Source organism: Bradyrhizobium niftali, assembly GCF_004571025.1.
Taxonomy (GTDB): domain Bacteria; phylum Pseudomonadota; class Alphaproteobacteria; order Rhizobiales; family Xanthobacteraceae; genus Bradyrhizobium; species Bradyrhizobium niftali.
On the sequence record NZ_SPQT01000040.1, the window covers coordinates 41,498 to 62,896 of the forward strand.

Consider the following 21,399-nt stretch of genomic DNA (forward strand, 5'->3'; position numbering starts at 1 on the left):
TTCGTGCCGCAGACGCAGGCCCCGGATTACGCTGCGCTCCATCCGGGCTACGGGTCAGCGCTTGGCCACCACCGCCGCCAGCGTCACCGCCAGCCAGCTCAAGATCATCACCGTTCCGCCGGTCGGGGCCGCATAGGGAAACAGCGAGTGCCCGGCATATTGCCGCAAGGTGAGATCGCCGGCGAACAGCGCGGCGCCGCTTGCGAAGCCGGCCGCGGCGATGAAGCCAATTCCGCCGTGCAGAAGGCCGCGCGCGAGCAATCCGATCACCGCGAGTATGGCAGTTGCATGAAACAGCAGCATGGCGCTCGCCGAGGCAAGCCGGCTGGCGTCGCCGCCATGGGCGGAGGCGGCGGCCAGCGCGACGCCGGCGGCGCCCATCAAACCGGCAAGCCCGATCAACAGGCGGTGCGCGGCCATCACGTGCTCCGCTCTTCCAGCAGCTTCGCCATCGCGGCGCGCAGCTCGGCCATGCCCGTCGCGCTCCGCGACGAGGTCGCGAGCACGTTCGGGAACGCGGCCGGATGCTTGGCGAGCGCGGCCTCGGTCTCGGCAATACGCGAGGCAAGCTCGGAGGGCTTCACCTGGTCGGCCTTGGTCAGCACGATCTGGTAGCTCACGGCGGAGCGGTCGAGCGTCCCGAGGATCTCGAGATCGACGTCCTTCAGCCCGTGCCGCGCGTCGATCAGCACATAGACGCGCGCGAGGCTGGCGCGGCCCAGCAGGAATTTGTGAATGAGCTCGGTCCAGGACGCGACCTGGCTCTTCGGCGCCTTGGCATAGCCATAGCCGGGCATGTCGACGAGGCGCAGGTCGGTTTTCCCGGGGACCTCGAAGAAGATCAGCTCTTGCGTGCGGCCCGGCGTATGCGAGGTGCGCGCCAGCGCGTTGCGGCCGGTGAGCGCGTTGATCAGGCTCGACTTGCCGACATTGGAGCGGCCGGCAAAGGCGATCTCCAGCCCGTCCATCGGCGGCAGCGTCTGGATCGAGGGCGAGGCCCAGATGAACTGCCAGTCGCGCGCGAACAGCTTTCGCCCGGCCTCGATCAGTCGCTCGTCGGTCTTGTCGTTCATGCGAGCGGTCTATCCTCTCGTCATGGCCGGGCTTGTCCCGGCCATCCACGTCTAGCCACGGAGCACGCTCCCAAAACGTGGATGCCCGGGACAAGCCCGGGCATGACGACTTGGAAGCATTGTGCCCGCATGACTGGGGCACTTGCCGGACGGCTACGTCGCCTTCTTCGCGAACGTTGCCTTGAGATTGTCGAACAGCTCCACCTTCACGCCATTGCGGCGCATGATGAAGCTCTGCTGGAGCACCGAGAGCGTGTTGTTCCAGGCCCAGTAGATCACGAGGCCCGCCGGGAAGCCCGCCAGCATGAAGGTGAAGATCAGCGGCATCCAGTTGAAGATCAGCTGCTGGGTCGGATCCGGCGGCGTCGGGTTCAGCTTCATCTGGAACCACATCGTGATGCCCATGATGATCGGCCAGATGCCGAGCGCGAGGTAGTGGCCGAAGACGGGAATCGTGGTCGGATCGAGCGGGATCAGCCCGAACAGGTTGAACAGATTGGTCGGGTCCGGCGCGGAGAGGTCCTTGATCCAGCCGTAGAACGGCGCATGCCGCATCTCGATGGTGACGAACAGCACCTTGTAGAGCGAGAAGAACACCGGGATCTGGATCACGACGGGAAGACAGCCGGCGACCGGATTGATCTTCTCCTTGCGGTAGATCTCCATCATCTCCTGCTGCTGCTTCACCTTGTCATCGGGGTAGCGCTCTTTCAGCGCCTGAAGCTGCGGCTGGATCGACTTCATCTTCGCCATCGAGGCATAGGACTTGTTCGCCAGCGGGAAGAACAACAGCTTCACGATCACGGTCACGAGCAGGATCGAGATGCCGAAATTGCCGAAGAAGCGGTAGAAGAAGTCGAGGCCGAGGAACATCGGCTTGGTGATGAAATAGAACCAGCCCCAGTCGATCAACAGGTCGAAATGGTTGAGGCTGAGTTCCTTGTTGTAGCCGCCGTGGCCGGCGAGCGGGAAGTTGATGCCGACGACGCCGGCTTCCTTGGCGCCGGCAAACAGCCGCGCGTTCGCCGTCGCACTGCCGCCGATCGCGACGGTGACGGGATCGAGCAGATAGTCGGTCTGGTAGGTGTGGACGTTGCCGCTCGGGTTCGACGAGAAACGCGCCTGAAGCTGGGCGCTGGTGTCCGGCAGCAGCGCCGAGGCCCAGTACTTGTCGGTCATGCCGAGCCAGCCATTGGTGGCCTTGAAGTTCACCGACTTGGCTTCGTCGATCTTCTTGTAGGCGTATTCCTGCAGGCCATCGAGATAGCCGATCAGGCCTTCATGCAGGATGTAGTAGCCGGAGACCTGCGGGGTGCCGTGGCGCGAGATCAGCGCGAACGGATAGAGCGTCACCGGCGCGTTGCCGACATTGCTCACCTCGTCCTTGATGGTGAAGAGATAGTGGTCGTCGACCGAGATGGTGCGGCGGAAGGTGAGGCCCTCGCCGTTGTCCCATTTCAGCACCGCCGGCGTCGTCGGCGTCAGGCTGCCGCTGCCGTCCTGCTGCCAGACGGTCTGCGCGTCCGGCAGCTTGGCCGTCACGCCCGTTGCGGGCACCCAGCCGAACTCGGCGTAATAGGGCTCCGCGGTGCCCGAGGGCGAATACAGGATGATCGGCGGCGACTTCGGATCGACCGTCTCGCGATACTGCACCAGCGCGATATCGTCGATGCGGCCGCCCTTCAACGAGATGCTGCCGGCGATCCGCGGCGTGTCGATCTTCACGCGCGGGCTGGCCGCCATCGCGGTGTCGCGGGCGACGACCGGCTGTGCCTGCTGGTTCGCTGCCGGCGTCGACGGCTGCGCGGCGCCGCCGGATTGCGGCGTGGCGCCCGGCGTTGCGGAGGCCGTCGGCTGCGGCGTGGTCTTCTGAAGCTCGGCCTGCGCCTGCTGCTGGGCGCGCTGTTTCTCCATCGCCGGCACGTTGTAGAAATACTGCCAGGCGATCAGCACGAGGCCCGATAGAATGACGGCGAGGATGGTATTGCGATTGTCGGTCATCATCTAATGTCTCGTCATCAATCCGGTTTGCGGCTGGCAGCAGGAGCGGTGCCGGGCCTATGGCCGCGTCCCTTTGACTGTCCCTTGTGAGATCCCGTGTGAGATCCCTTGGCCGTATGCCGCGCGGGCTTCGAGAACGCTATGCGCAGATCGTCGAGCATGGCGGCGAAGGGGCGCGAGAGCGCGTCCCTTCGGCCGACCAGTACATAGTCATGATGGGGCTGCATTGACACCGGATCGAGCCGCTTCACCAGTTCGCGAAGCCGGCGCCGGATGCGATTGCGCTCGGGGGCGTTGCCGTTCTTTTTGGTGACGGTGAAGCCTACTCGGATCGGGCCGCCGTCGTCGCGAGAGCGGCTTTGCAGGACGAACGCGGGACTATTCACCCGCGCGCCATTGGCAACGGCGAGGAAATCCGCCCGCTGCCTCAGCCGATCCATGATGAAATCCCAAAAAGGGGGTCTGGCTCAGGCGCTCAGACGCTTGCGGCCGCGGGCGCGGCGGGCGGCGAGAACCTTGCGGCCGCCGGCAGTGGCGAGACGGGCACGGAAACCGTGACGGCGCTTGCGCACCAGTTTGCTGGGTTGATAAGTCCGCTTCACGGGTTTTTCTCCGCTGACCGGGCAATTTGCCTGTAGAATTGATGGTAAAGTCCGGAAGATGCGGCCCAAAACGGGCCCTTTTTCGGCCCCAAGAGAGCCGCTCCCGGCGTTACACCGGGTCATCGCGGACAATTCGCGCGGCTTATATGCGAGCGCCCCCTTTTCGTCAACGCCACAAGAGCGCAGGATTGCGGTGAATATCGCTGTTTGTGCGGGGTTTTTAATCGGTGAGGTAGCGACTCGCCGTATCAGCGCTTACATCCCACATTGGGAGATTAGCGATCCGTAATTTGACCGGACCGGGGGCGGGCCGCATCCTTCCTCCGCCAGATCGTTCACCGGCTAAGCAGTCCGGCCAAATCAGTGAGGACGAATTTCGTGGCAGCGACAGACCTCCAGCCGATCCAGGATACGGATCAGGGGGACCCGCCGGCGATCCGGCCGCGTGGGCCTGCCGGGCTTGGGCTGTCGGGCAAGCTGCTGCTGCTCACCGTCCCCCTGGTGATGATCGCGGCCATCCTGCTCTATGTGCCTGCCATCGCCAACTTCTGGGTCAACCGGCTGAACGACCGCGTGGCCGCCGCCAACACGGCGGCGCTGGTGCTCGACGCCGCGCCGCTCGGCATGGTTCCCGATTCGCTGTCGCGCGAGATCCTGAAAAGCATCAATGCCCGCGCCGTCGCCATCAAGATGGGCCAGCAGCGCCGGCTGCTCGCCAGCGACAATCTGCCGACCGCGATCGAGCACGACGTTGACCTCCGCGACATGACCGTGTGGGAGGCGATCACGGGCTCGATCCAGATGATGCTGGAGACCGGCAACCAGGCCATCCGCATCGTCGGCCCCGGCGTCGGCAATGCCCAGTTCGTCGAGATCGTGACCGACGAATTGCCGCTGCGGCAGTCGATGTACCGATTCTCCCGCAATGTCGTCGTGGTCGCGCTGATCATCGGGGTGCTGACCGCGGGCCTCGTCTATCTCGCGCTCCACTATCTCTTCGTGCGGCCGATGCGGCGGCTGACCGCGAGCCTGGTCGGCTTCCACGAAAACCCCGAGAGCTCGGCGCGGATCATCGTGCCGAGCCAGCGCAGCGACGAGATCGGGGTGGCCGAACGCGAATTGTCCGACATGCAGCGCGATTTGATGTCGATGCTGCATCAGAAGAGCCGGCTTGCCGCGCTCGGCCTCGCCGTCTCCAAGATCAACCACGATCTGCGCAATTTGCTCGCGTCGGCGCAGCTTCTGTCGGACCAGCTCGCCAGCGTGCCGGATCCGCGGGTGCAGCGCTTTGCGCCCAAGCTCGTGCGCTCGCTCGAGCGCGCCATCGCCTTCTGCCAGTCGACGCTGTCCTACGGCCGCGCCCAGGAGGCCTCACCCGACCGCCGCATGATCCTGATCGAGCCTGTCGTGCTGGAGGTGCGCGAGACCGCGGGCCTTGCCAGCGATGCCTCGATTGCCTGGGTCGCCGCGATCGAGCGCGGGCTCGCGATCGATGCCGACCCCGACCAGCTGTTCCGCGTGCTGCTCAACCTCGTCCGCAACGCCGCCCAGGCGCTGGAAAGCCATTCCTCCGGCGACGGCGGCGCGCAGCAGATCCGGATCACCGGCAAGCGCGAGGGCGCCGTCGCCATCCTGGAGGTCTCCGACACCGGCCCCGGCGTCCCCCAGAAGACGAGGGACCATCTGTTCGAGGCGTTCCAGACCTCGGGGCGCCCCGGCGGCAGCGGGCTCGGCCTCGCCATCGCCGCCGAGCTTGTCCGCGCTCATGGCGGCGACATCCACCTGGTCGAAGGCACCATCGGCGCCACCTTCCGGATCGTCATCCCCGACCGCCCCGTGGAACTGCTCTCCATCCGCAACGAGCGGGCGCGGGCGTAAGTCGGCCAGCGGGCCGAATGAGCGGCGTTTGTTTCCAAGGGCTTTACCACCCATCTCTCCGTCATTCCGGGGCGCGCGTAGCGCGAGCCCGGAATCCATAACCACCAGCTAGGGTTATGGATTCCGGGCCTGACCCTTCGGGTCCTCCCGGAATGACGGAAAAACCGTCATCGCTCTGCAAAATCTCCCCATCCCGGACCTTGCCAATCAGGGCAAGAGCGGTTAGTCAGAGCGCTCTTTCGCACCCCTCCGGCGCTGTCCGGAGGCTGCCTGCGGGCCCAGCCCGCACTGTTCGCGAAAAACGCGCCCGTAGCTCAGCTGGATAGAGCATCAGACTACGAATCTGAGGGTCGGACGTTCGAATCGTTCCGGGCGCGCCATTTCGGTATACGCTATAGCCGCCAAAATCGGCCGATTCTTCGATTAAACTCGTCAAGTCGAATTGAGTGCACCCGTCATCGGAATGCCCGATGGGACGCATCGAATCTTCCCGCTTTCTAGGGGGCGCACCAGCTTGTTGCATGCGGGCGCCCTAGCTTTGCTGGCGGCGCTTTGAGCGCTCCGCCGTTGGGCCTCAGCCGGTCCATCGCCCAACAGGAAAGCCGTCCCGCCTTTGTCATTGTTGAGCGGACAGAGCGGCGCAAAGTTTCGAATCATCGCAATCGAAGGCCTGCCGGACCCAAAATAGCGATAGGGCTCGCCGGCCGGCTAGGCCGCCAGGCTGTCGCGAGCGCTTCTCTCGCGGTCGAAGCGGCGCTGGCCTTCGATATCGCTTGTGTGTCCTTTGGCGGTGCCGGACCATCCGGGCCGCCGGTTTGGACACAGCACCGGGGCAATCCGGACGCGCCCGCCCCCGAAAGAATTTTTCCAGTTGGCTGCCCAGTTCGCGGCGCCCGCGGTGTCTTTACGATCTCGAAACGCCGTCAGGCGGACGCCAAATAGCAAAGCGGAAGACATCATGACTGCCGACCTGATCTCGAAAGCCCGGGCCGGGGACCACGGCGCCTTCCGAGAGCTGACCGATCCCTATCGCCGCGCGCTTCAATTGCACTGTTATCGCATGCTGGGCTCCTATCACGACGCCGAGGAGATCCTGCAGGACACCTTGCTGGCCGCTTGGCGCGGGTTGGGCGGCTTCGAAGAACGCGCCTCACTAGGCAACTGGCTCTACAAGATCGCCACCAACCGCTGCCTCAACGCGCGGCGCGCCGCCAGCCGGCGCCCGACGAAGGCCTGGGACATCCCCGGGGTCGAATTCCTCGAGCCGACCCGGCTGGAGGAAGAGGTCTGGCTCGATCCGTTTCCGGACGCACTCATGGGAGGTGTAGTTTCTTGGCCGCCGGCGCCGGACGCGCGGGTCGAGCGGACCGACACCATCGCCCTAGCCTTCGTGACGGGCCTGCAACGCCTGCCGCCGCGCCAACTGGCCGTGCTCATCCTGCGCGACGTCGTTGGGTTCAGCGCTGAGGAGGTTGCAGGCATGTTGGACGCCAGCCTCGACGCGGTCAACAGCGCGCTCAAGCGCGCGCGTGCCACCCTTCAACAGCGGCAGGCGGCCGGTGGCCACGAACCTCCTCCGGCCGCCCAATCCCCGGCCGAGACTGCGATCGTCACCCGGTTTGTCGAAGCATGGGAAAGGGCGGACGTCGATGCTTTGGTCAGCCTGCTCACAGACGACGTGTTCATGGCCATGCCGCCCATGCCGTTCGAATACCATGGCCGGGACATCGTGCTGCGCCTGAGCGCCAGCATCTTCGGGGCTGGGCGGCGCTTCGATCTCGTGCCGTCGCGCGCCAACGGTCAGCCGGCCTTCGGCGTCTATCTGCGCACCCCGGCGGGGCGGCCCGGCGTGGGGTTCTATGTCCTGACCATGGCGGGCGGTCGAATTCGTGGCATGACGCGGTTCGAAAGCTTCGTGTTGCCGTGGTTCGGCCTGCCGACATCGCTTCCGGCTCTCTAAACCTTCAACGCGGAGCGCCCAGTATCCCGAGACCCCGGTGTCTTCACGGCTGGCGGACGATTTCGCCGACCGATAGCCAAAGGAGAACGGACGTGGGAAAAATTGTCATCAGCGAAAACGCCTCGCTCGACGGCGTCGTACAGGACCCGACGGGGGAGGAGGGCTTCCGCTTCGGCGGCTGGTTCGCCAAGGTCGGCGACAATGACCGGCAGGCCTGGGCCCGACTCGGGGCGGAGGAGGCCATCAGCGCCAAGGCCCTCCTGCTCGGCCGCCTCAGCGACGAATGGTTCGCCAGGCGTTGGCTGGGCCGCACGGGCCCGTGGGCGGATCGACTGAACTCCATGCCAAAATACATCCTGTCCTCGACGCTAGGGACGCCGAAATGGGGCAACTCGACGATGCTGCGGGGCGAGTTGGCCGGCGAGATCAAGCGGCTGAAACGCGAGGTCAACGGCGACATCGTGGTGATCGGCAGCGTCGAGTTGGTGCACGCCCTTTGGGCGCAGGACTTGGCCGACGAATTGCGCCTGAAGGTCTTCCCGGTCGTGCTGGGCGGAGGCCGGCGCCTGTTCGGTGAGGCCGCCGACATGAAGGGGATGGTGCGCGTCAAGGTCGAGGCACTGGGCGATAGCTTGTCCTATCTCGTCTACGAGCGGGTTCGCGACGCTTGATGTCGTGGGAAATCGCAGCCCGTCGCAGACTTGCCAATTGGACCGCGTAGCGGGCTGCTGCATCATAGCGCCACGGCGAAGCAATAGTGCCCCTCTTCATCAGCCGTGGCGCGCCATTTTCCCACCATTCAGTACAAAACCGCGCTCTATCGCAGAGCTCCCGTACGAATCGGTGCCGATTTGATCCCCGATCGGCATCTAAGGTTGATGTCGACGCCGACGCCTCAGCGGATCGCAGCTTGCCGCTCCGCTCCGTCGCGCCTGGGCACCACTTCGACCGCCGCCAAACGGCGCGGCTGGAGCAGGACGGCGAACTCTTCGAGCGGTAGCGGCGGAGAAAAAAGATAACCTTGCGCCATGGTCGCGCCGTTTTCGGCCGCGAACCGAAGGTCTTCTGCCGTTTCAACGCCTTCTACGACCGTTTCGAACCCCAATTCGTCCGCAAGTCCGAGCGCCAGGCGAAGGATCGTCTGCTTTTCGCGGTCTTCCGCGACACCCGCCACGAGCGTGCGATCGAGCTTCACGGCGTCGAAGGGGAGCCTCGCCATCGTCGAAAGATTCGAATAGCCGGCCCCGAAATCGTCCATTGCGAAGCGTATGCCCAATTGCCTGAGCAGGCTTATTCTCTCGCGCACGACGTCAGGATTGCGCATCGCGACCGACTCTGTGATCTCGATCTCGAGCTTGGGAGGCGGGAAGTCGGCCTCGCGAACGGTCGTGATGATATCCCTGATGAACAGCGGGTCTTCGATTTCCGACGCCGCGACATTTACGGCGAGCACGAGGTTCGAGCCGGCCCGGATCAAGCCCCCGATTTCGGCGAGCGCGCGCCTGAGCACGAAGCGGTCGATCTCCATGATGAGGCCGATCTCTTCCGCGATCTTGATGAAGCGCTGAGGAGGAATGTCGCCCTCCTTCGGGTGATGCCAGCGCGCCAGCGCCTCCACCCCTAGGATGCGGCCATCCATGCAGGACACCTTGGGCTGGTAATGGACGACGAGCTCTTCATTGCGGATCGCCAGGGCGAGGTCGGTTTCGAGCGCATGGCGGGCACGGGCGATCTCTGCGAGATCCGGAGTGAAGAACGCGTAGGTATTGCGTCCCGAGCTCTTCGCGACGTACATCGCAAGGTCGGCACGGATCAGGAGATCGTCATAGGTTGTGCCGTGGGTGGGCCAGATCGCAATGCCGATGCTGACGCCGATGGTCGCATGGTTGCTCTGGAGCTTGAAGGAAACCTGCAGCGTCTCGATCATCTCGCGGGCACTGAGGCTCGCGGCCTCGATCGTCTTCACCCCGGCGATGATGGCGACGAACTCGTCGCCCCCGACCCGGGCGAGCAGATATTTGCCGGCAGCGCCCTTGGACGTCAGCAAATTGCTCAAGCGCTCGGCCACCATCCTGAGCAGCTCGTCGCCAGCCTTGTGCCCGAAAGTGTCGTTGATGGATTTGAAGCCATCCAGGTCGAGGAAGAACAGCGCTCCGCCCTCTTCCGCGCCGATGAGCGCCGGCGCATCGATGCGCATCTTCTCCCGATTGGGAATGCGGCTCACCGTGTCGTAGAAAGCGAGCTGACGAATTCTTCGAGTGCTGGCCCGCAAATGCGTCAGCATTCGCTCGAATGCGAGGCCGAGGCCGCGGACCTCGCCGATGCCCGTTGCGCGGAATTGAACGTCAAGATCGCCACCCGCGATTTCCTGGGCGGTCTTGGCGAGCGCTGAAAGTCCTTTCGTGAGGTGCCTCACGGCGGCCAATAGCGCGACGACCAAGGCACCGAGCGCCAGCGCCGCGGATGCCAGGAACTGCCACATCAGCGAACGCGTATGGGAGGCGCCGATCTGGAACATCTGATCGCGTGTCGTCGTCACCAGCGATGCGCTCGCGAACGTACACACCTTGAGCGTCGCCTCGTAATCGACACAGCGCGCGACGTAGTTGCCGTCATCCGAGCGCTGCAGCCCGGCCGAACGCGTCCCGGCGCCGCTGAATCTCACCCCTTCGGGCCCCGCGGAAGACACGATCTCGTTGTCACCCGTGATGATGACCACGCCGGCATTGGCTAGCGAAGTGAAGTTCTCGAGAGTCCGTTCCGTGCGGCCGAGCGGTCGGACGGCGGCAAGCGCGCCGATGAGGTCGCCGAAGTCGTCGAACACGGGCTCGATCGCGGTGTGCGCTATGGTGTGGCGCTGCGGCAGGCCGAGCGCTGACAATTCACGCAATTTGAGCTCATAGGTGCCTTCCTCACCCCGCGGGTGCGAGCGGCTATTGTCCTTGAGGATCGCGCTGAGACTGACAGAGAGAGCGGTACCCTCGAACGCCCGGTTCAGCGCGAGGAGGTCGAGGGGCGTGTTGGCGCCGATCACGCGACCGGTTCCGTCGAAGGCGATCAGCCTTTCGAAGCCGGAGGTCGAAGCAACGACGCTGAGCAGCTCGCGGATAGTCACATCGTTGTTCGAGGCGACCGCCTTTGCGACATCGGCGCGCTGAGCGATCTGACGCAGGCCAGATGCGGTTTCTGCGCCCAGGACCTCGATTCGCGCTCGCGCCAACTGCGCCTCGCCGTCGAGGCGATGAGCGAGCTGGTCTTCCGAGAGTTCACCCAGTGCCGCAGCCTGATGCCTCAGTTGCTGCTGCAGGCGTAGCACCGTCAAGCCACCGATGACGCCGAGCCCGAGGACGCCGGTCGCGAGCACGACGGCAACGAGGCGCATGGCGATAGACGAGGGGAAACTCGGAATCCCGGACGCAACGGCCCAACGACGCCAGCGGGGCGGCGCCCTCGATGCCTCTGTCATATCCGGGTCAGTCGCCACCACCGCCAGCACCTTGAGCTTACGGGGGCCGGTCAATGTCGCTCATTGAGGCCCCTTCCAGGCGCCAACCTTAGGCGAGCGAAATACCCAAAATCGTCAATTTGATCGTCTATTTGTGGCCGGTTAATTAGCAAATGGTTTCTCAGAACCATCAGATTTTGTGCTTTTCACTTTCTGTCCGCCACAGATGACTCCAAAAGGCACGGCGTTGCGACAACAGATGGTTTAGGTTTCTTTGCCAGATTGGCACCTCGTCGTTCGAAGGGGTTTGCCATGGCATTTTCGAGGATAGCGGCGGTAATTTTGGGCCTCTGGCTTGCGGGGGTGAATGCCGCTAGCGCCGAAACACGCAGGCTCGACATCGTCGGGACCGGAGACGGCATCGATGTCCTGCGCGTCGTCGCCGCGAGCTTCATGCAGCAGGAAGGATCGGCACGGATCGAGGTCCCGCCGAGCATCGGTTCTGGCGGAGGCATCGCGGCCGTGGGGTCCGGCAAGGCGATCTTAGGGCGCATCGCACGCCGCCTGACCGACGCCGAAGCGGCTTCCGGCATCGTCTACAAGGCGATCGCCCGCCTGCCCTCGGCTTTCATCGTCCATCCCGGCTGTGGAGTGAGTGCCGTCACGAGCGATCAGCTCGTTGCGATCTATTCGGGCCGACTCGCGAATTGGAAGGAGCTGGGCGGCGCCGATATGCGCATCCGCGTCGTGCGGCGCGAGGACCAGGACAGCACTCTCACCGTGCTCCGGGCCAGCATGCCCGGCTGGCATGATCTCGAGATCACCGAGAAATCGAAGACGGCGACGACCACACAGGAAGCGATCGAGACGGTTCGCGATGTTCAAGGCGCGATCGGCTTCGGTCCCTTCTCGCGGCCATTGGAACAAGGGCTCACCGTGCTTCGCGTGGACGGCCACTACCCGACCGATCCGGATTATCCCTCGAGCGTGGTGCTGGCGCTGATCTATTTAAGCACGTTGCAGGATCCGGACGCCTTGGCCTTTCTACGTTTTGCCGATACGCAGAAGGCGGCCGACGTCATCACCAGCCTCGGTAGTCTGCCCGTCAAGCCGTGAGCCGCCGGGGCTCGCTGGCCGCCGGCGCTGCCGAGCTCGGCATCGGCTCACAGGCCGGGGCGATGAGGCTGCTCCCGGCTTCGCCATAGACGGGTGACCTTGTCCATCAGCGATGAGGTTTGAGAGCTCGGCAGGAAAGGATCGGCGTAGCATTGTGCATTGGCCGAGCGCGCCTTGTTCTGCACGATATCGACGAGACCAGCGGGGCCGGCGACGTAGACCGTGTCCTCCAGCCCGAGCAGGGGCAGGTAGTGCGATGGGCGCCCGGGCCTGATCGGCAGGGTAGATCCGATCTCCGTCGTCGCGATGACGTCGCGGACACCGTCGTCGATCAGCCACTGCAGCGAGGGAAGCATATAGAGGTTATCGGCATCCCGGCTGCCGGCGAGGATCACCATCTCGCGGTTGCGCTGGGTCGAGCGCGCCGAGCGGGCCAGCGCCCAGATCGGGGCCCAGCCTGCTCCGCCGGCGACCAGCACCAGCGGCCCCTGGCCCTGTCGTAGATAGGCTTGTCCGAAGGGGCCTTGCACATGCGCCGCATGGCCGGGCCTGATGGCCTTGCCGAACTGCCCCGACACGGTGCCGTCATGCAGGCGCCGGATGTGGAAGACGAGTTCGACTTGCTTGAAGGAACCATCGAGTCTGAAGGTCGGGCTGAACTCGCGCGCAGGATAGCCGGAAAACTTGACGCGCACATATTGGCCCGGCCGAAACTCGAGCGGCGCCGAGGTCGTCAGCACGACTTCGGCGATCTCCGGCGAGAGCTCGTTGATCTCGGTAACGGCGCCCGCCCGCTTCATCGGTAGCGGCAATTCTTCGAATTCGATCTCGGCATCGCCTGCGACCGCGGCCTGGCAGGCGAGCACAGTGCGGCCATGACCCGAGCCGCCGTCATCGACCGAGCCCGAAACGACCGTCACCCGGCAGCTCTGACATTGTCCCGATCTGCAGTCGTGTGGAATGAGGATCGAGCCGCCGAGCGCCGCGTCGATCAGGCCTTCGCCGGCGCGGGCTTCGACGGGCTTGCCGTTGAGGACGAGCCGACAATGCGTCTTCATCGCGAGGCCTCTGGGCGCCGCGAATTCCTGCGAGCAGGCCGCTGCTCGCCGCGCCGGAATGCGATGCGCGGATGAGGGCGAAGCCATGCTTCAGCGCAGCTGCGCCGTAGTGGCCTCCGGTCGAGCACCTCGCCCCCCATGAGACGCCTAGTCCTGCGTGACGACACGCACCGGGCGGTTATGGGTCGCATGCCGCGTCTGTGCATGGTCGAAGACAGCGACCCACATGTAGAGATCGCGGGCTGGCACGAAGGCTTTGTCATATCTGCCATCGCTTTTCATGTTGCGCGTCAGCTCGAGCGTCCAATGTCCGTTGCTCCATTTTGAAACCCCCGTGACATTGGCCCGCTCTCCTTCGGTGTCGCCGGCAATAATCACGCCGGGCAGGGTCGTGCCAACGGGAATCCTCGCGTCGGCCTCTGGAGTGTAGGGTTCGCTCTCCCAGTCGAACATGTACCAGCGGCCGTTCTCGTCGTCGCTGCTGTCGGGATTAAGATCGAATTTGCTGAGGGCTGCGACCTGCGCCTTCCAGTCCTTGGGAAGCCGCAGAACCGTGACGGGCCCCTTGTCGTTCCTGCGGATGAACTTGAAATTATACGAATAAAGAGAGCGACCAGGCTTGTTCCAATAGCCGCCCTGGTAGCGGGCATCGTAATTTTGCTCGTCCAGGGTCGGAGCGTAGGGCGGGCCGATATACTGGCTATCGACACGCCCGAGCATGCCCCCGCGCGACGCCTTCCACTGCCACATGTCTATGTAGCTGCCATCCGTCGTGAAGTGGAAGCCCCGGCCGTTGATCGGCATCGGTTTGCCGGGCAGCGGGTTGGTGCCGAGATCGGTCGCGCCTGCGCCGCCGAGCGATGGGTTATCCGAGAAAATGACCGAAAGTTTATCCTCGTAGAAGTCGACGGCGTCCTGCAGGCCCGCACGCTCGTCGAGGACGTGCCAGCCATCCTCTTTCTTGATGATCGGAATGCGGCGCAGGGAGCGCGTGGGATCTTCCCAGCGGAAGGCGAAATAGATCTTCTGCCCGTCGTGCAGGGCGCGCACCTCCACGAGCGATTCGCCCGATCCGCCGAGATTGGCACCCTGCTGCGTGCGGATGAAGACGGGGCGCGCGCGCGACCAGGCGGGATCGCCCATGGCGCCGTCCAGCTTGGGCGCGTCGCTCACCCGCGCGACGACGAGCGTATCGCGCGTCGCCCAGTCGACCCCGGCGACGCCGCACGCGACTGCCACCCCGATTGCAGCGGCGACGAGAAGAGGCCTCGGCCGCACGGCCTTCGCGATCGCGAGCGGGGCCGGCCGAAACACGCGGAAAATCTGCAGCCAGCCGCCATAGAGATAATGCGCGGCGACATGCGCGAAGATATAGACGAGCGCAACATAGGCGGCGGTCGAGTGGAGATAAGCCCACCAGCCACCATAGCCGAGATACATCATGACGCCCGTCGCCGTGAGGAAGATCACGAGCGCATAGACGAACCAGTGCAGGATGACGTTGACGGCCCCCCACTTGAGGCGAGCCGGAGCGCGCATCGCGAGGATCCGCGTCTTCTTGGGGCTGTTGCGCTCGACGAGGCCGCTGCGCGCGAGGTAGGCGACGTAGGCCGACCCGCAGAAGAAGACCGCGAGTCCGGCGAGGAAATGCCAGGAAAAGATCTCGCCCTGCGGCAGGACCGGAGCGAGCCATTTCGAGAAGGGGGCGCGCAGCGCGTCTGCTGCGATGCGTAGGCCGGTAACGAGGCTTACGACGAACGCGAGCGCGGTCGCCCAATGGAGCGTTATCGTCCCGACATCCGTGCGTGGCGGGCCTTCGTGAGGCTTTGTTTGAGCGAGGCTTCTCTCGGTCAAGGCGTCGGCGTTCGTTCGAGCGGTGTCATTTTTCATTGCATAAAGCTTACCCATGGTAAACCGGCAGAGCCATAGCGTCCGCTTTTCGCTTCTCCCGGAAAAGCGGACAGCTGCGAACAGGCTACCTCCGCGATATCATAAGCAAGTTATCAAGTCTGGCGAGATTGCTCGTTTCGCGACAATTCGTCCCCGGTCGGCCGTCCCTGGACATTCGAGAAGGCGCGAGCGTCACGAGGTTTCCGTGGGATTTCCGGTGGGCCGTTTTGCTCCCCCTTGGTGACACCCTGCTGGTCGAAGGCGATCAGGCGGCTGCTGGCGATGGCAACGCGGTGGGTGTAGCGCGACAGATAGACGAGCATGGCCTCGAGCCCGCCGAACGGCCGCTTTGCGTAGACGACCCACTCCGCTTGCGCAGTGGCGCCAGAAAGGCTGCGAATCAATGGGATTTGGCGAGATGGGCGTGGTCGCCGAAGAAGCTAAGGCGGCCGGCAACGATCATTGTCCCAGTCAAAGCGGTCGGCCAACGAGCCGCCCTTGGGGCATACGCCGTCGGGGGCGTAGCTAGCCTTCAGTGAGTCGATCCTTCCAGGATCTTGAATTTATATAACAATTTCAACTACATATGAGTTCGCGGTTTCGTTCTGAACGGCGCGCCAGTTTCCGAATGGCTTGCGCTTCCGCCGATCGACATTTTCGTGTCGCTTTGGAGAAGAATCCTCGATGCAGCTCGGGTGATGAGCCTGCAGCAACGCTAGTTCGCCGCGATACATCGCTTTTGACGACGGATCCCGTGAGCCTGTGATCCTCCGATCAGTTCGAGGACTTGTCCCCGCGGGCAGGCGCTGCTTTGGACGGTCATTCGCTGGCCGGTCGGAATTGATCCATCGGGCGGCTCACCCGGCAATCGGCGATTGGGAGAAAATTCGGTCGGCGGCAGAGACCTCTGCGGCTTCGAACCACCCGCTGATGATTCGTCCGGAGCTCTCGAAGATATGTTCTTCCTGGGACGCGCACAGTTTCCGTCATCCTGCAGCTCGAGGCCGCTCTTGCAGGTGATCTTCGTGCAAGCGTCTCCCTCTGCCCGGTAACCATGGTCACAGACAAGCGGGCATACCCTCGGCGCACGAGCCTTGATCGCATCGATGGTGTCGATGGATACGGCCTGCACGTCGAACTCGGTACCGGCATACTTATTGAACAGACTCAGCGAACGGCGTGACGATGCATTCCAGTCGCCATCCGCGGCAGTCGTCAAACATCCGACGCGGCGCAGCTCCAGCTGAGCGAGCTTCGCCATTTCTTGCGGCGACAGACTGGGTTGCGAGACCGTCGGCTGGACGGCGGCAATCTTCTGAGCGGCTTCATCAGCCGACTTCTTATCGGCAGCCTGCTTTGCGGCCTGCTCCGCCGCAGCCTTTTCACTCGCAAGTCTGTCAGCGAGCGCCTTCTCGGCCGCTTGCTTTTCGGCTAGCGCCTTGACGACGGCGGCCTCCGCTTCCTTCCTTCGTTGCTCGGCCGCCTCTGCCTTTGCTTCCTCGATCTGCTTGGCCTTTTCCGCCGCAAGACGGTGCTCCTCGGCAGACTTGGCTGCGGCAGCTGCCCTGTCCTGATCGGCCTTCTTCGCACGCTCTGCGACCAACCTGGCTTTCTCCTCGTCGGCCTGCCGAGCCTTTTCTGCAGCCGCCGCGCGTGCCTCCTCGGCAGCGATCTTGTTCAGTTGGCCTTTGGCCAAATTGGCGTAAAACCCCTCCGGATATTGCGCGAGAAAAGCAGTCCAGCCATCCCTTGTACCGAGCTGCAATGAGAGTTCGTAATCCTTGCGGACTGTTTCCAGCGGACTCGCCTGCGAGCCAGCTGCGACCGGCTTGGCCGGCACAAGCGTAACGTCATTGCCACCGAGCGAGCCATAGACATAAGGCTCCTGCTTGAAGCTCGTGTTCTTCAACACATCGTCACGGACAAACCCAAACGCCTTGCGCAGATCAAGGCCGGGCTTCGTTAGATGATCGGCGAGGGCCGTAGCAAACGGGCTGTTCTTCGAGTCGCCGTCCGACGCTGTCGATCCAGCCTTGGCCGCAAAGGCGATCATCGTGTTCGCGCTGTTTGGCTCAACCTTTGCCAGCCCCCGTCCAATCGCGCGCGAGGACAGCGTGCGCTTCATCGTTTTGGCGAAGGGATTATCGCGACAAGCATCCAGAATGACGAGACGAAGCTGCTTGGCAGGTTCGATCGTTACCAACACCCGATCCAGAGGAAAGGCTTCGTCATATACATCGGTATCAGTCTCGAGAACCGCGTCTGTGGGAATCAGGTAGTTGCTGCCGTCGACCTCGATGCCATGGCCGGCATAGTAAACCACGGCGATCTCGGCATCGCGCGTTTTCGTGCCGAACTCGCGCAGCGCCCTGCGCATCTCCGCAGTATTAAGATCGAGCTTGACGTCCACCACATCGAAACCGGCAGCCTGGAACATCTTGCCGATCAGACCTGCATCGTTGATCGGGTTGCCGAGCCGCGGAACGGTCTTATAGGCGGAGTTGCCGATAACGAGGGCGACGCGCTTTTGGGCGAGCGCCGGTTCACACCCGAGCCAAGCAAAGAAAATGATTATGGAAAAGATGCGAAGTACGCCCATCACAACCCCAAATCACTATGTGACCAGAGTATTCGCAGAATGGACAAACGCAACTGCCATTCTGTGACTTGCATCACTCTCATAGAAATGGAGTAAATGAGTGGACCCCTAGGCTCCTGCTTAACAGCATGATCTCACCCCACCGGCCGACTGCCCATTTCCGCTCATGGTCCACCAAGATAGGGGCACGGCGAACGAATAGTGCCCATCTTCATCGAGCGCGGCGCGCCATTTCGGTAGTAAGTTGTCCCATGCGTCCTATCTATCGTCTGTTCTCCTGCCTCGTCCTGTTTCTTGCAATCGCAGCCGTCCCGGTCCTTCCCGCGCGCGCGGCCGAAACCTGCCCGTTCATCAGCGCCCAGGAGCTCGCCGGCGCGATGCCGGCGCTCAAATGGTCGCTGATTTCAAATCAGGACGGCCGCGGCTGCATCTACCAGGCCGGCCGCGGCGACACGATGATGCTGACCGTGTTCCGCAATGCCGACAAGGACCGCGCCAGGGAATTGTATGCGACCTTCGTCAAGATGCTCGGCGAGCGCATGCCGCTGAACGCAGTGTCCGGGATCGGCGAGGAAGGCCAGGGCGGAACGAGCGCCGCCGGCGCGCAGCGCCAGGAGGCCTCGGTCGTCGCCTTGTCCGGCGACTACATTCTGCAGATCAGCGTCTATCCGATCGGCCGGCGTGCCGACGATGCGCTGCTCGGACCGATCACCGAAGCCGCGCGCGTTGCCATCGGGAAGGTGAGCAAGAGCAGCGAGCGGTTCGGCAATTGCGAGTGGCTCACGGCCGCGGATGCCGACGGCTTTCTCGACAAGGGCACGCTGACGGTCCAGCGGACCGGCGCGGGCAGCTGCATGATGTTCGATCGCGAGGCCAACACCATGACCGTCGCGGTGATCGCTATCTCGCGCGACACCGTCATCAGCATGATGAAGCGCACGGGCCCGTGCCAACACGTGGCGATACCCGAGCTCGGCAGTGAAGCATTCGGCGAGCATTCCTGCACCAAGGGCAACGGCAACGCCGTCAACATCTATGTCTGGAAGAACGGCAGGCAGGCTTCGATCCTGTTCGCGCCGGTCAAGCCGCATCCGGAGTCCGGTTCGGTCGAGCGTCTGAAGGCGGTCGCCGGGCGAGTCTATGGAAAACTGTAACGGCGCCGCGTGACAGCGCCGGTGCACGCGCCCGTGGCTCGGCCGGATAGAGCGTCAGACTGCGCACAGTGGCACAGCGAAACAATAGTGCCATCTTCATCGGCCGTGGCGCGCCATTTCCGCTTCGTTTGCGATGCCGCCAATCAATTGTGGCCTTTGCTGCACTTGCCTTGGCTTACGGGATCCTTGCCACAACGTTGGGCCGGTTTTCCTCGAGCCAGGCGACGGCCTCGGGTCCATCGACGACACATGCGAAGGTTTCCCAGGTCGGGTCCTCCAGGGATTCCGATTGCAGTCGCGTCGCCGCATACTCAACGAGGTCGTGCAAGCCTTCGTATCCACGTCGGTGCTCGAGGGAATCTGCAATCGCCGTGCTGGTCCATCCTCGTTGGGCCAACTCGATGATGCTCGGAGCATCAGCCTCGTTGAACCACGGTGTGGCATCGAACTCGATACAGCGGACATTGTCGGCGGTATGGCAAGTGGCGTGAATCATTTGGATTCCTCCCTCTAGGCTTTGACCAGGTCCCCCAGCAAGTTCGCGGCCACCATGAGCTTGGCCAGCGTCAGGCCACCGGCGGCGATCTCTTCGACCGCACGGCGGATGCGCGTCGCCTCGGGGTGAGCTGCAAGCCAGGTCTCCGCGGCCTGCTGACCGGATTGGCCGGTTGCCAGCATAGCTGCGGTCAGGCGTCTTTCGGCTGCCGCGATCAGTTCGACGGCGCGGTCGATGGCCAGGCGTTCGAAATGATCGCTGGCGGCCACGCTGCGCGCGGCGGCCATGATGCGGTCGAGACGGAAATTCGCTTCCGCGGCAAAGAACGTCGCAGTGGCATCGCGGATGCTGCGGCTGGTGCGCTCGGCGACCGTCACGATATCAGGCGCCGAGACCAGGGCGTCGAGGTCCGCCAATTCGCCGGCGAGGCCGGGCGGGACGCCGGCATCGGTCAGCTCCTGCCGGCGCTTGCCGCGCGCGGCTTGCAAGTCCGGTGGCAGGGCGTCGTCGAGGCAGGCTGCGATCTCGCGGACGGCAGGGCCAAACCGGGCGTTGATCGCGCTCAGCCCATCCTTGAAATCGACATTGCGCACATACCAGACCATGCGGGAGAGCAGGAGATCCTGGATCGCCGCGTAGAGGCTGAGCTGCAACTGCCCGTCGATACGTGTGTCGAGCGCGTCGATCGCGTCATTGAGTCGCCTGAGCTCGTAGATCGCGTCCACCGCCACCTGCGCCATGACGATGGTCGAGATATCGGCGTCGGTCTCGTCGGTCAGGCGCACGATGCAGGCCGGGCCCCCGCGATTGATCACGGCATTGACGAGACTGGTCGCGATGATCTCGCGTCGGAGGCGATGGAGCTCGACCGCGGTCGGGAATTTGTCGAGAATCTCGCGCGGAAAATACAGGGACAGTCTGCGGGCGAGATAAGGATCATCCGGCACGCCGGTGAGGAGCAGGTCTTCGTAGAGTGTCAGCTTGGCGTAGGCGAGCAATACGGCAAGCTCCGGCCGTGTCAGGGCCTGGCCGCGCCTCGTGCGCTCGACGATCGCTGCATCGTCGGGCAGGAATTCCACGGCGCGGCTGAGCAGGTGACGCTGCTCGAGCGACTGCATCAGGCGGGTGAGGAAGCCGGTCTCGGCCACGCCCTTGCGTTCGGCAAGCGACAGCGCCAGCGTCTGGAGGTAGTTGTTGCGCAGCACCAGCGTGCCGACTTCGTCGGTCATCGCCGCGAGCAGGGTGTTGCGGTCAGCCGGGCTGAGACGTCCCTCGCGCTCGGGCCGCGCCAATGCGATCTTGATGTTGACCTCGACGTCGGACGTATTCACGCCGGCCGAATTGTCGATCGCGTCGGTGTTGAGCTTGACGCCCGCCTGCGCCGCCTCGATGCGGCCGCGCTGGGTGGCGCCAAGATTGGCGCCTTCGCCGATCACCCTGGCGCGAACCTCGGTCCCGGTGATGCGGATCGGATCATTGGCGCGGTCGCCGGCCTGGTCGTCGCTCTCCGCCGACGCCCGGATGTAGGTGCCGATGCCGCCGAACCACAGCAAGTCCGCGCGCGCCTTCAGGATCGCCGTCATCACCTCGAACGGCGTGGCCTGCTCCTTGTCGAGATCGAGCAGGGCGCGCACTTCCGGTGCGAGCGGTATAGCCTTGAGCGAGCGCGAGAACACGCCGCCGCCCCGCGAGATCAGCGTCTTGTTGTAGTCCTGCCAGCTCGATCGCGGCAGGTCGAACAGGCGCTTGCGTTCGGCGAAGCTGCTCGCCGGATCGGGGGAGGGATCGATGAAGATGTCGCGGTGATCGAATGCCGCGACGAGCTTCGTCGCCGGCGAGAGCAGCATGCCGTTGCCGAAGACGTCGCCGGACATGTCGCCGACGCCGACCACGGTGAAAGGCATGGTTTGAATGTCGGTGCCGAGCTCGCGGAAATGGCGCTTGACCGCCTCCCAGGCGCCGCGCGCCGTGATCCCCATCTTCTTGTGGTCGTAGCCCTGACTGCCGCCGGAGGCGAAGGCATCGCCGAGCCAATGGTGCTTCTCGGCCGAAATCGCGTTGGCGACGTCGGAGAACGTGGCAGTGCCCTTGTCGGCGGCGACGACGAGGTAGGGGTCGTCGCCGTCG

Annotated in this window: 16 protein-coding genes, 1 tRNA gene and 1 pseudogene; 6 read left to right on the forward strand and 12 right to left on the reverse strand. The window is 64.0% G+C overall.

Annotated elements, in window-relative coordinates; genetic code table 11:
• Positions 1-54: 54 nt before the first annotated feature.
• The 5 genes from E4K65_RS41735 to rpmH form a co-directional block, all read right to left on the reverse strand.
• Positions 55-420 (reverse strand): DUF423 domain-containing protein, encoded by a 366-nt coding sequence (locus tag E4K65_RS41735; protein ID WP_167771582.1) that lies wholly within the window; start codon positions 418-420, stop codon positions 55-57.
• Positions 420-1,073: a ribosome biogenesis GTP-binding protein YihA/YsxC gene (yihA, locus tag E4K65_RS41740; protein ID WP_135179055.1), complete on the reverse strand. Its 654-nt coding sequence runs from the start codon at positions 1,071-1,073 to the stop codon at positions 420-422. The genes E4K65_RS41735 and yihA overlap by 1 nt, the downstream gene beginning before the upstream one ends.
• Positions 1,074-1,226: 153 nt before the next feature.
• Positions 1,227-3,074 (reverse strand): membrane protein insertase YidC, encoded by a 1,848-nt coding sequence (gene yidC, locus E4K65_RS41745; RefSeq protein WP_167771586.1) that lies wholly within the window; start codon positions 3,072-3,074, stop codon positions 1,227-1,229.
• 17 nt (positions 3,075-3,091) lie between these two features.
• Entirely contained in the window at positions 3,092-3,514 is a 423-nt protein-coding gene (gene rnpA / locus E4K65_RS41750; RefSeq protein WP_135179057.1) for a ribonuclease P protein component, read from the reverse strand.
• Positions 3,515-3,541: 27 nt separating this feature from the next.
• Positions 3,542-3,676, reverse strand: coding sequence for a 50S ribosomal protein L34 (gene rpmH / locus E4K65_RS41755; RefSeq protein WP_008542748.1), 135 nt, complete (start codon positions 3,674-3,676; stop codon positions 3,542-3,544).
• Between the two features lie 378 nt (positions 3,677-4,054).
• On the opposite strand from rpmH, the gene E4K65_RS41760 reads away from it, so the two are divergent.
• From E4K65_RS41760 to E4K65_RS41775, 4 genes are all read left to right on the forward strand, one after another.
• Positions 4,055-5,554, forward strand: coding sequence for a sensor histidine kinase (locus tag E4K65_RS41760; protein WP_209312139.1), 1,500 nt, complete (start codon positions 4,055-4,057; stop codon positions 5,552-5,554).
• Between the two features lie 303 nt (positions 5,555-5,857).
• Positions 5,858-5,934: transfer RNA gene (locus E4K65_RS41765), tRNA-Arg, on the forward strand.
• 578 nt (positions 5,935-6,512) lie between these two features.
• Entirely contained in the window at positions 6,513-7,514 is a 1,002-nt protein-coding gene (locus tag E4K65_RS41770; protein WP_135179059.1) for an RNA polymerase subunit sigma-70, read from the forward strand.
• Between the two features lie 92 nt (positions 7,515-7,606).
• Entirely contained in the window at positions 7,607-8,185 is a 579-nt protein-coding gene (locus E4K65_RS41775; RefSeq protein ID WP_135179060.1) for a dihydrofolate reductase family protein, read from the forward strand.
• A 224-nt stretch (positions 8,186-8,409) separates the two neighbouring features.
• On the opposite strand, the gene E4K65_RS41780 is transcribed toward E4K65_RS41775, so the two are convergent.
• The gene (locus E4K65_RS41780; protein ID WP_235885959.1) at positions 8,410-10,896 is read right to left on the reverse strand and encodes a bifunctional diguanylate cyclase/phosphodiesterase; all 2,487 of its coding nucleotides are present in this window, start codon (positions 10,894-10,896) and stop codon (positions 8,410-8,412) included.
• Positions 10,897-11,271: 375 nt separating this feature from the next.
• Here E4K65_RS41780 and E4K65_RS41785 point away from each other — a divergent pair, with 375 nt between their 5' ends.
• Positions 11,272-12,075, forward strand: coding sequence for a substrate-binding domain-containing protein (locus tag E4K65_RS41785; RefSeq protein WP_135179061.1), 804 nt, complete (start codon positions 11,272-11,274; stop codon positions 12,073-12,075).
• 47 nt (positions 12,076-12,122) lie between these two features.
• On the opposite strand, the gene E4K65_RS41790 is transcribed toward E4K65_RS41785, so the two are convergent.
• The 4 genes and pseudogenes from E4K65_RS41790 to E4K65_RS41805 all read right to left on the reverse strand — a co-directional run bounded on the left by E4K65_RS41790 (position 12,123) and on the right by E4K65_RS41805 (position 17,622).
• Positions 12,123-13,133 (reverse strand): 2Fe-2S iron-sulfur cluster-binding protein, encoded by a 1,011-nt coding sequence (locus E4K65_RS41790; RefSeq protein WP_135179062.1) that lies wholly within the window; start codon positions 13,131-13,133, stop codon positions 12,123-12,125.
• Between the two features lie 147 nt (positions 13,134-13,280).
• Positions 13,281-14,987, reverse strand: coding sequence for an ethylbenzene dehydrogenase-related protein (locus tag E4K65_RS41795; protein ID WP_235885960.1), 1,707 nt, complete (start codon positions 14,985-14,987; stop codon positions 13,281-13,283).
• A gap of 275 nt (positions 14,988-15,262) precedes the next feature.
• Positions 15,263-15,474, reverse strand: a pseudogene (locus E4K65_RS41800) (transposase); the annotation flags it as partial.
• A gap of 264 nt (positions 15,475-15,738) precedes the next feature.
• On the reverse strand, positions 15,739-17,622 hold the full coding sequence (locus E4K65_RS41805; protein WP_135179064.1) for a caspase family protein: 1,884 nt from the start codon (positions 17,620-17,622) through the stop codon (positions 15,739-15,741).
• Positions 17,623-17,873: 251 nt separating this feature from the next.
• On the opposite strand from E4K65_RS41805, the gene E4K65_RS41810 reads away from it, so the two are divergent.
• Complete coding sequence (locus E4K65_RS41810) at positions 17,874-18,776, forward strand: hypothetical protein (RefSeq protein WP_135179065.1); 903 nt, start codon at positions 17,874-17,876, stop codon at positions 18,774-18,776.
• A gap of 175 nt (positions 18,777-18,951) precedes the next feature.
• On the opposite strand, the gene E4K65_RS41815 is transcribed toward E4K65_RS41810, so the two are convergent.
• Complete coding sequence (locus E4K65_RS41815) at positions 18,952-19,272, reverse strand: hypothetical protein (RefSeq protein ID WP_135179066.1); 321 nt, start codon at positions 19,270-19,272, stop codon at positions 18,952-18,954.
• Between the two features lie 14 nt (positions 19,273-19,286).
• Positions 19,287-21,399, reverse strand: a 2,113-nt coding sequence (locus tag E4K65_RS41820; protein ID WP_167771583.1) for an NAD-glutamate dehydrogenase domain-containing protein, incomplete at its 5' end; no start/stop codon positions are given.

Excerpts from the sequence above, each read along its gene's own strand:
- E4K65_RS41790 (WP_135179062.1), bottom strand. The coding sequence starts at position 13,133 with ATGAAGACGCATTGTCGGCTCGTCCTCAACGGCAAGCCCGTCGAAGCC.
- E4K65_RS41805 (WP_135179064.1), bottom strand. The coding sequence starts at position 17,622 with ATGGGCGTACTTCGCATCTTTTCCATAATCATTTTCTTTGCTTGGCTC.
- E4K65_RS41780 (WP_235885959.1), bottom strand. The coding sequence starts at position 10,896 with ATGCGCCTCGTTGCCGTCGTGCTCGCGACCGGCGTCCTCGGGCTCGGC.
- E4K65_RS41815 (WP_135179066.1), bottom strand. The coding sequence starts at position 19,272 with ATGATTCACGCCACTTGCCATACCGCCGACAATGTCCGCTGTATCGAG.
- E4K65_RS41810 (WP_135179065.1), top strand. The coding sequence starts at position 17,874 with ATGCGTCCTATCTATCGTCTGTTCTCCTGCCTCGTCCTGTTTCTTGCA.
- rnpA (WP_135179057.1), bottom strand. The coding sequence starts at position 3,514 with ATGGATCGGCTGAGGCAGCGGGCGGATTTCCTCGCCGTTGCCAATGGC.
- E4K65_RS41735 (WP_167771582.1), bottom strand. The coding sequence starts at position 420 with ATGGCCGCGCACCGCCTGTTGATCGGGCTTGCCGGTTTGATGGGCGCC.
- yihA (WP_135179055.1), bottom strand. The coding sequence starts at position 1,073 with ATGAACGACAAGACCGACGAGCGACTGATCGAGGCCGGGCGAAAGCTG.
- yidC (WP_167771586.1), bottom strand. The coding sequence starts at position 3,074 with ATGACCGACAATCGCAATACCATCCTCGCCGTCATTCTATCGGGCCTC.
- E4K65_RS41785 (WP_135179061.1), top strand. The coding sequence starts at position 11,272 with ATGGCATTTTCGAGGATAGCGGCGGTAATTTTGGGCCTCTGGCTTGCG.
- E4K65_RS41770 (WP_135179059.1), top strand. The coding sequence starts at position 6,513 with ATGACTGCCGACCTGATCTCGAAAGCCCGGGCCGGGGACCACGGCGCC.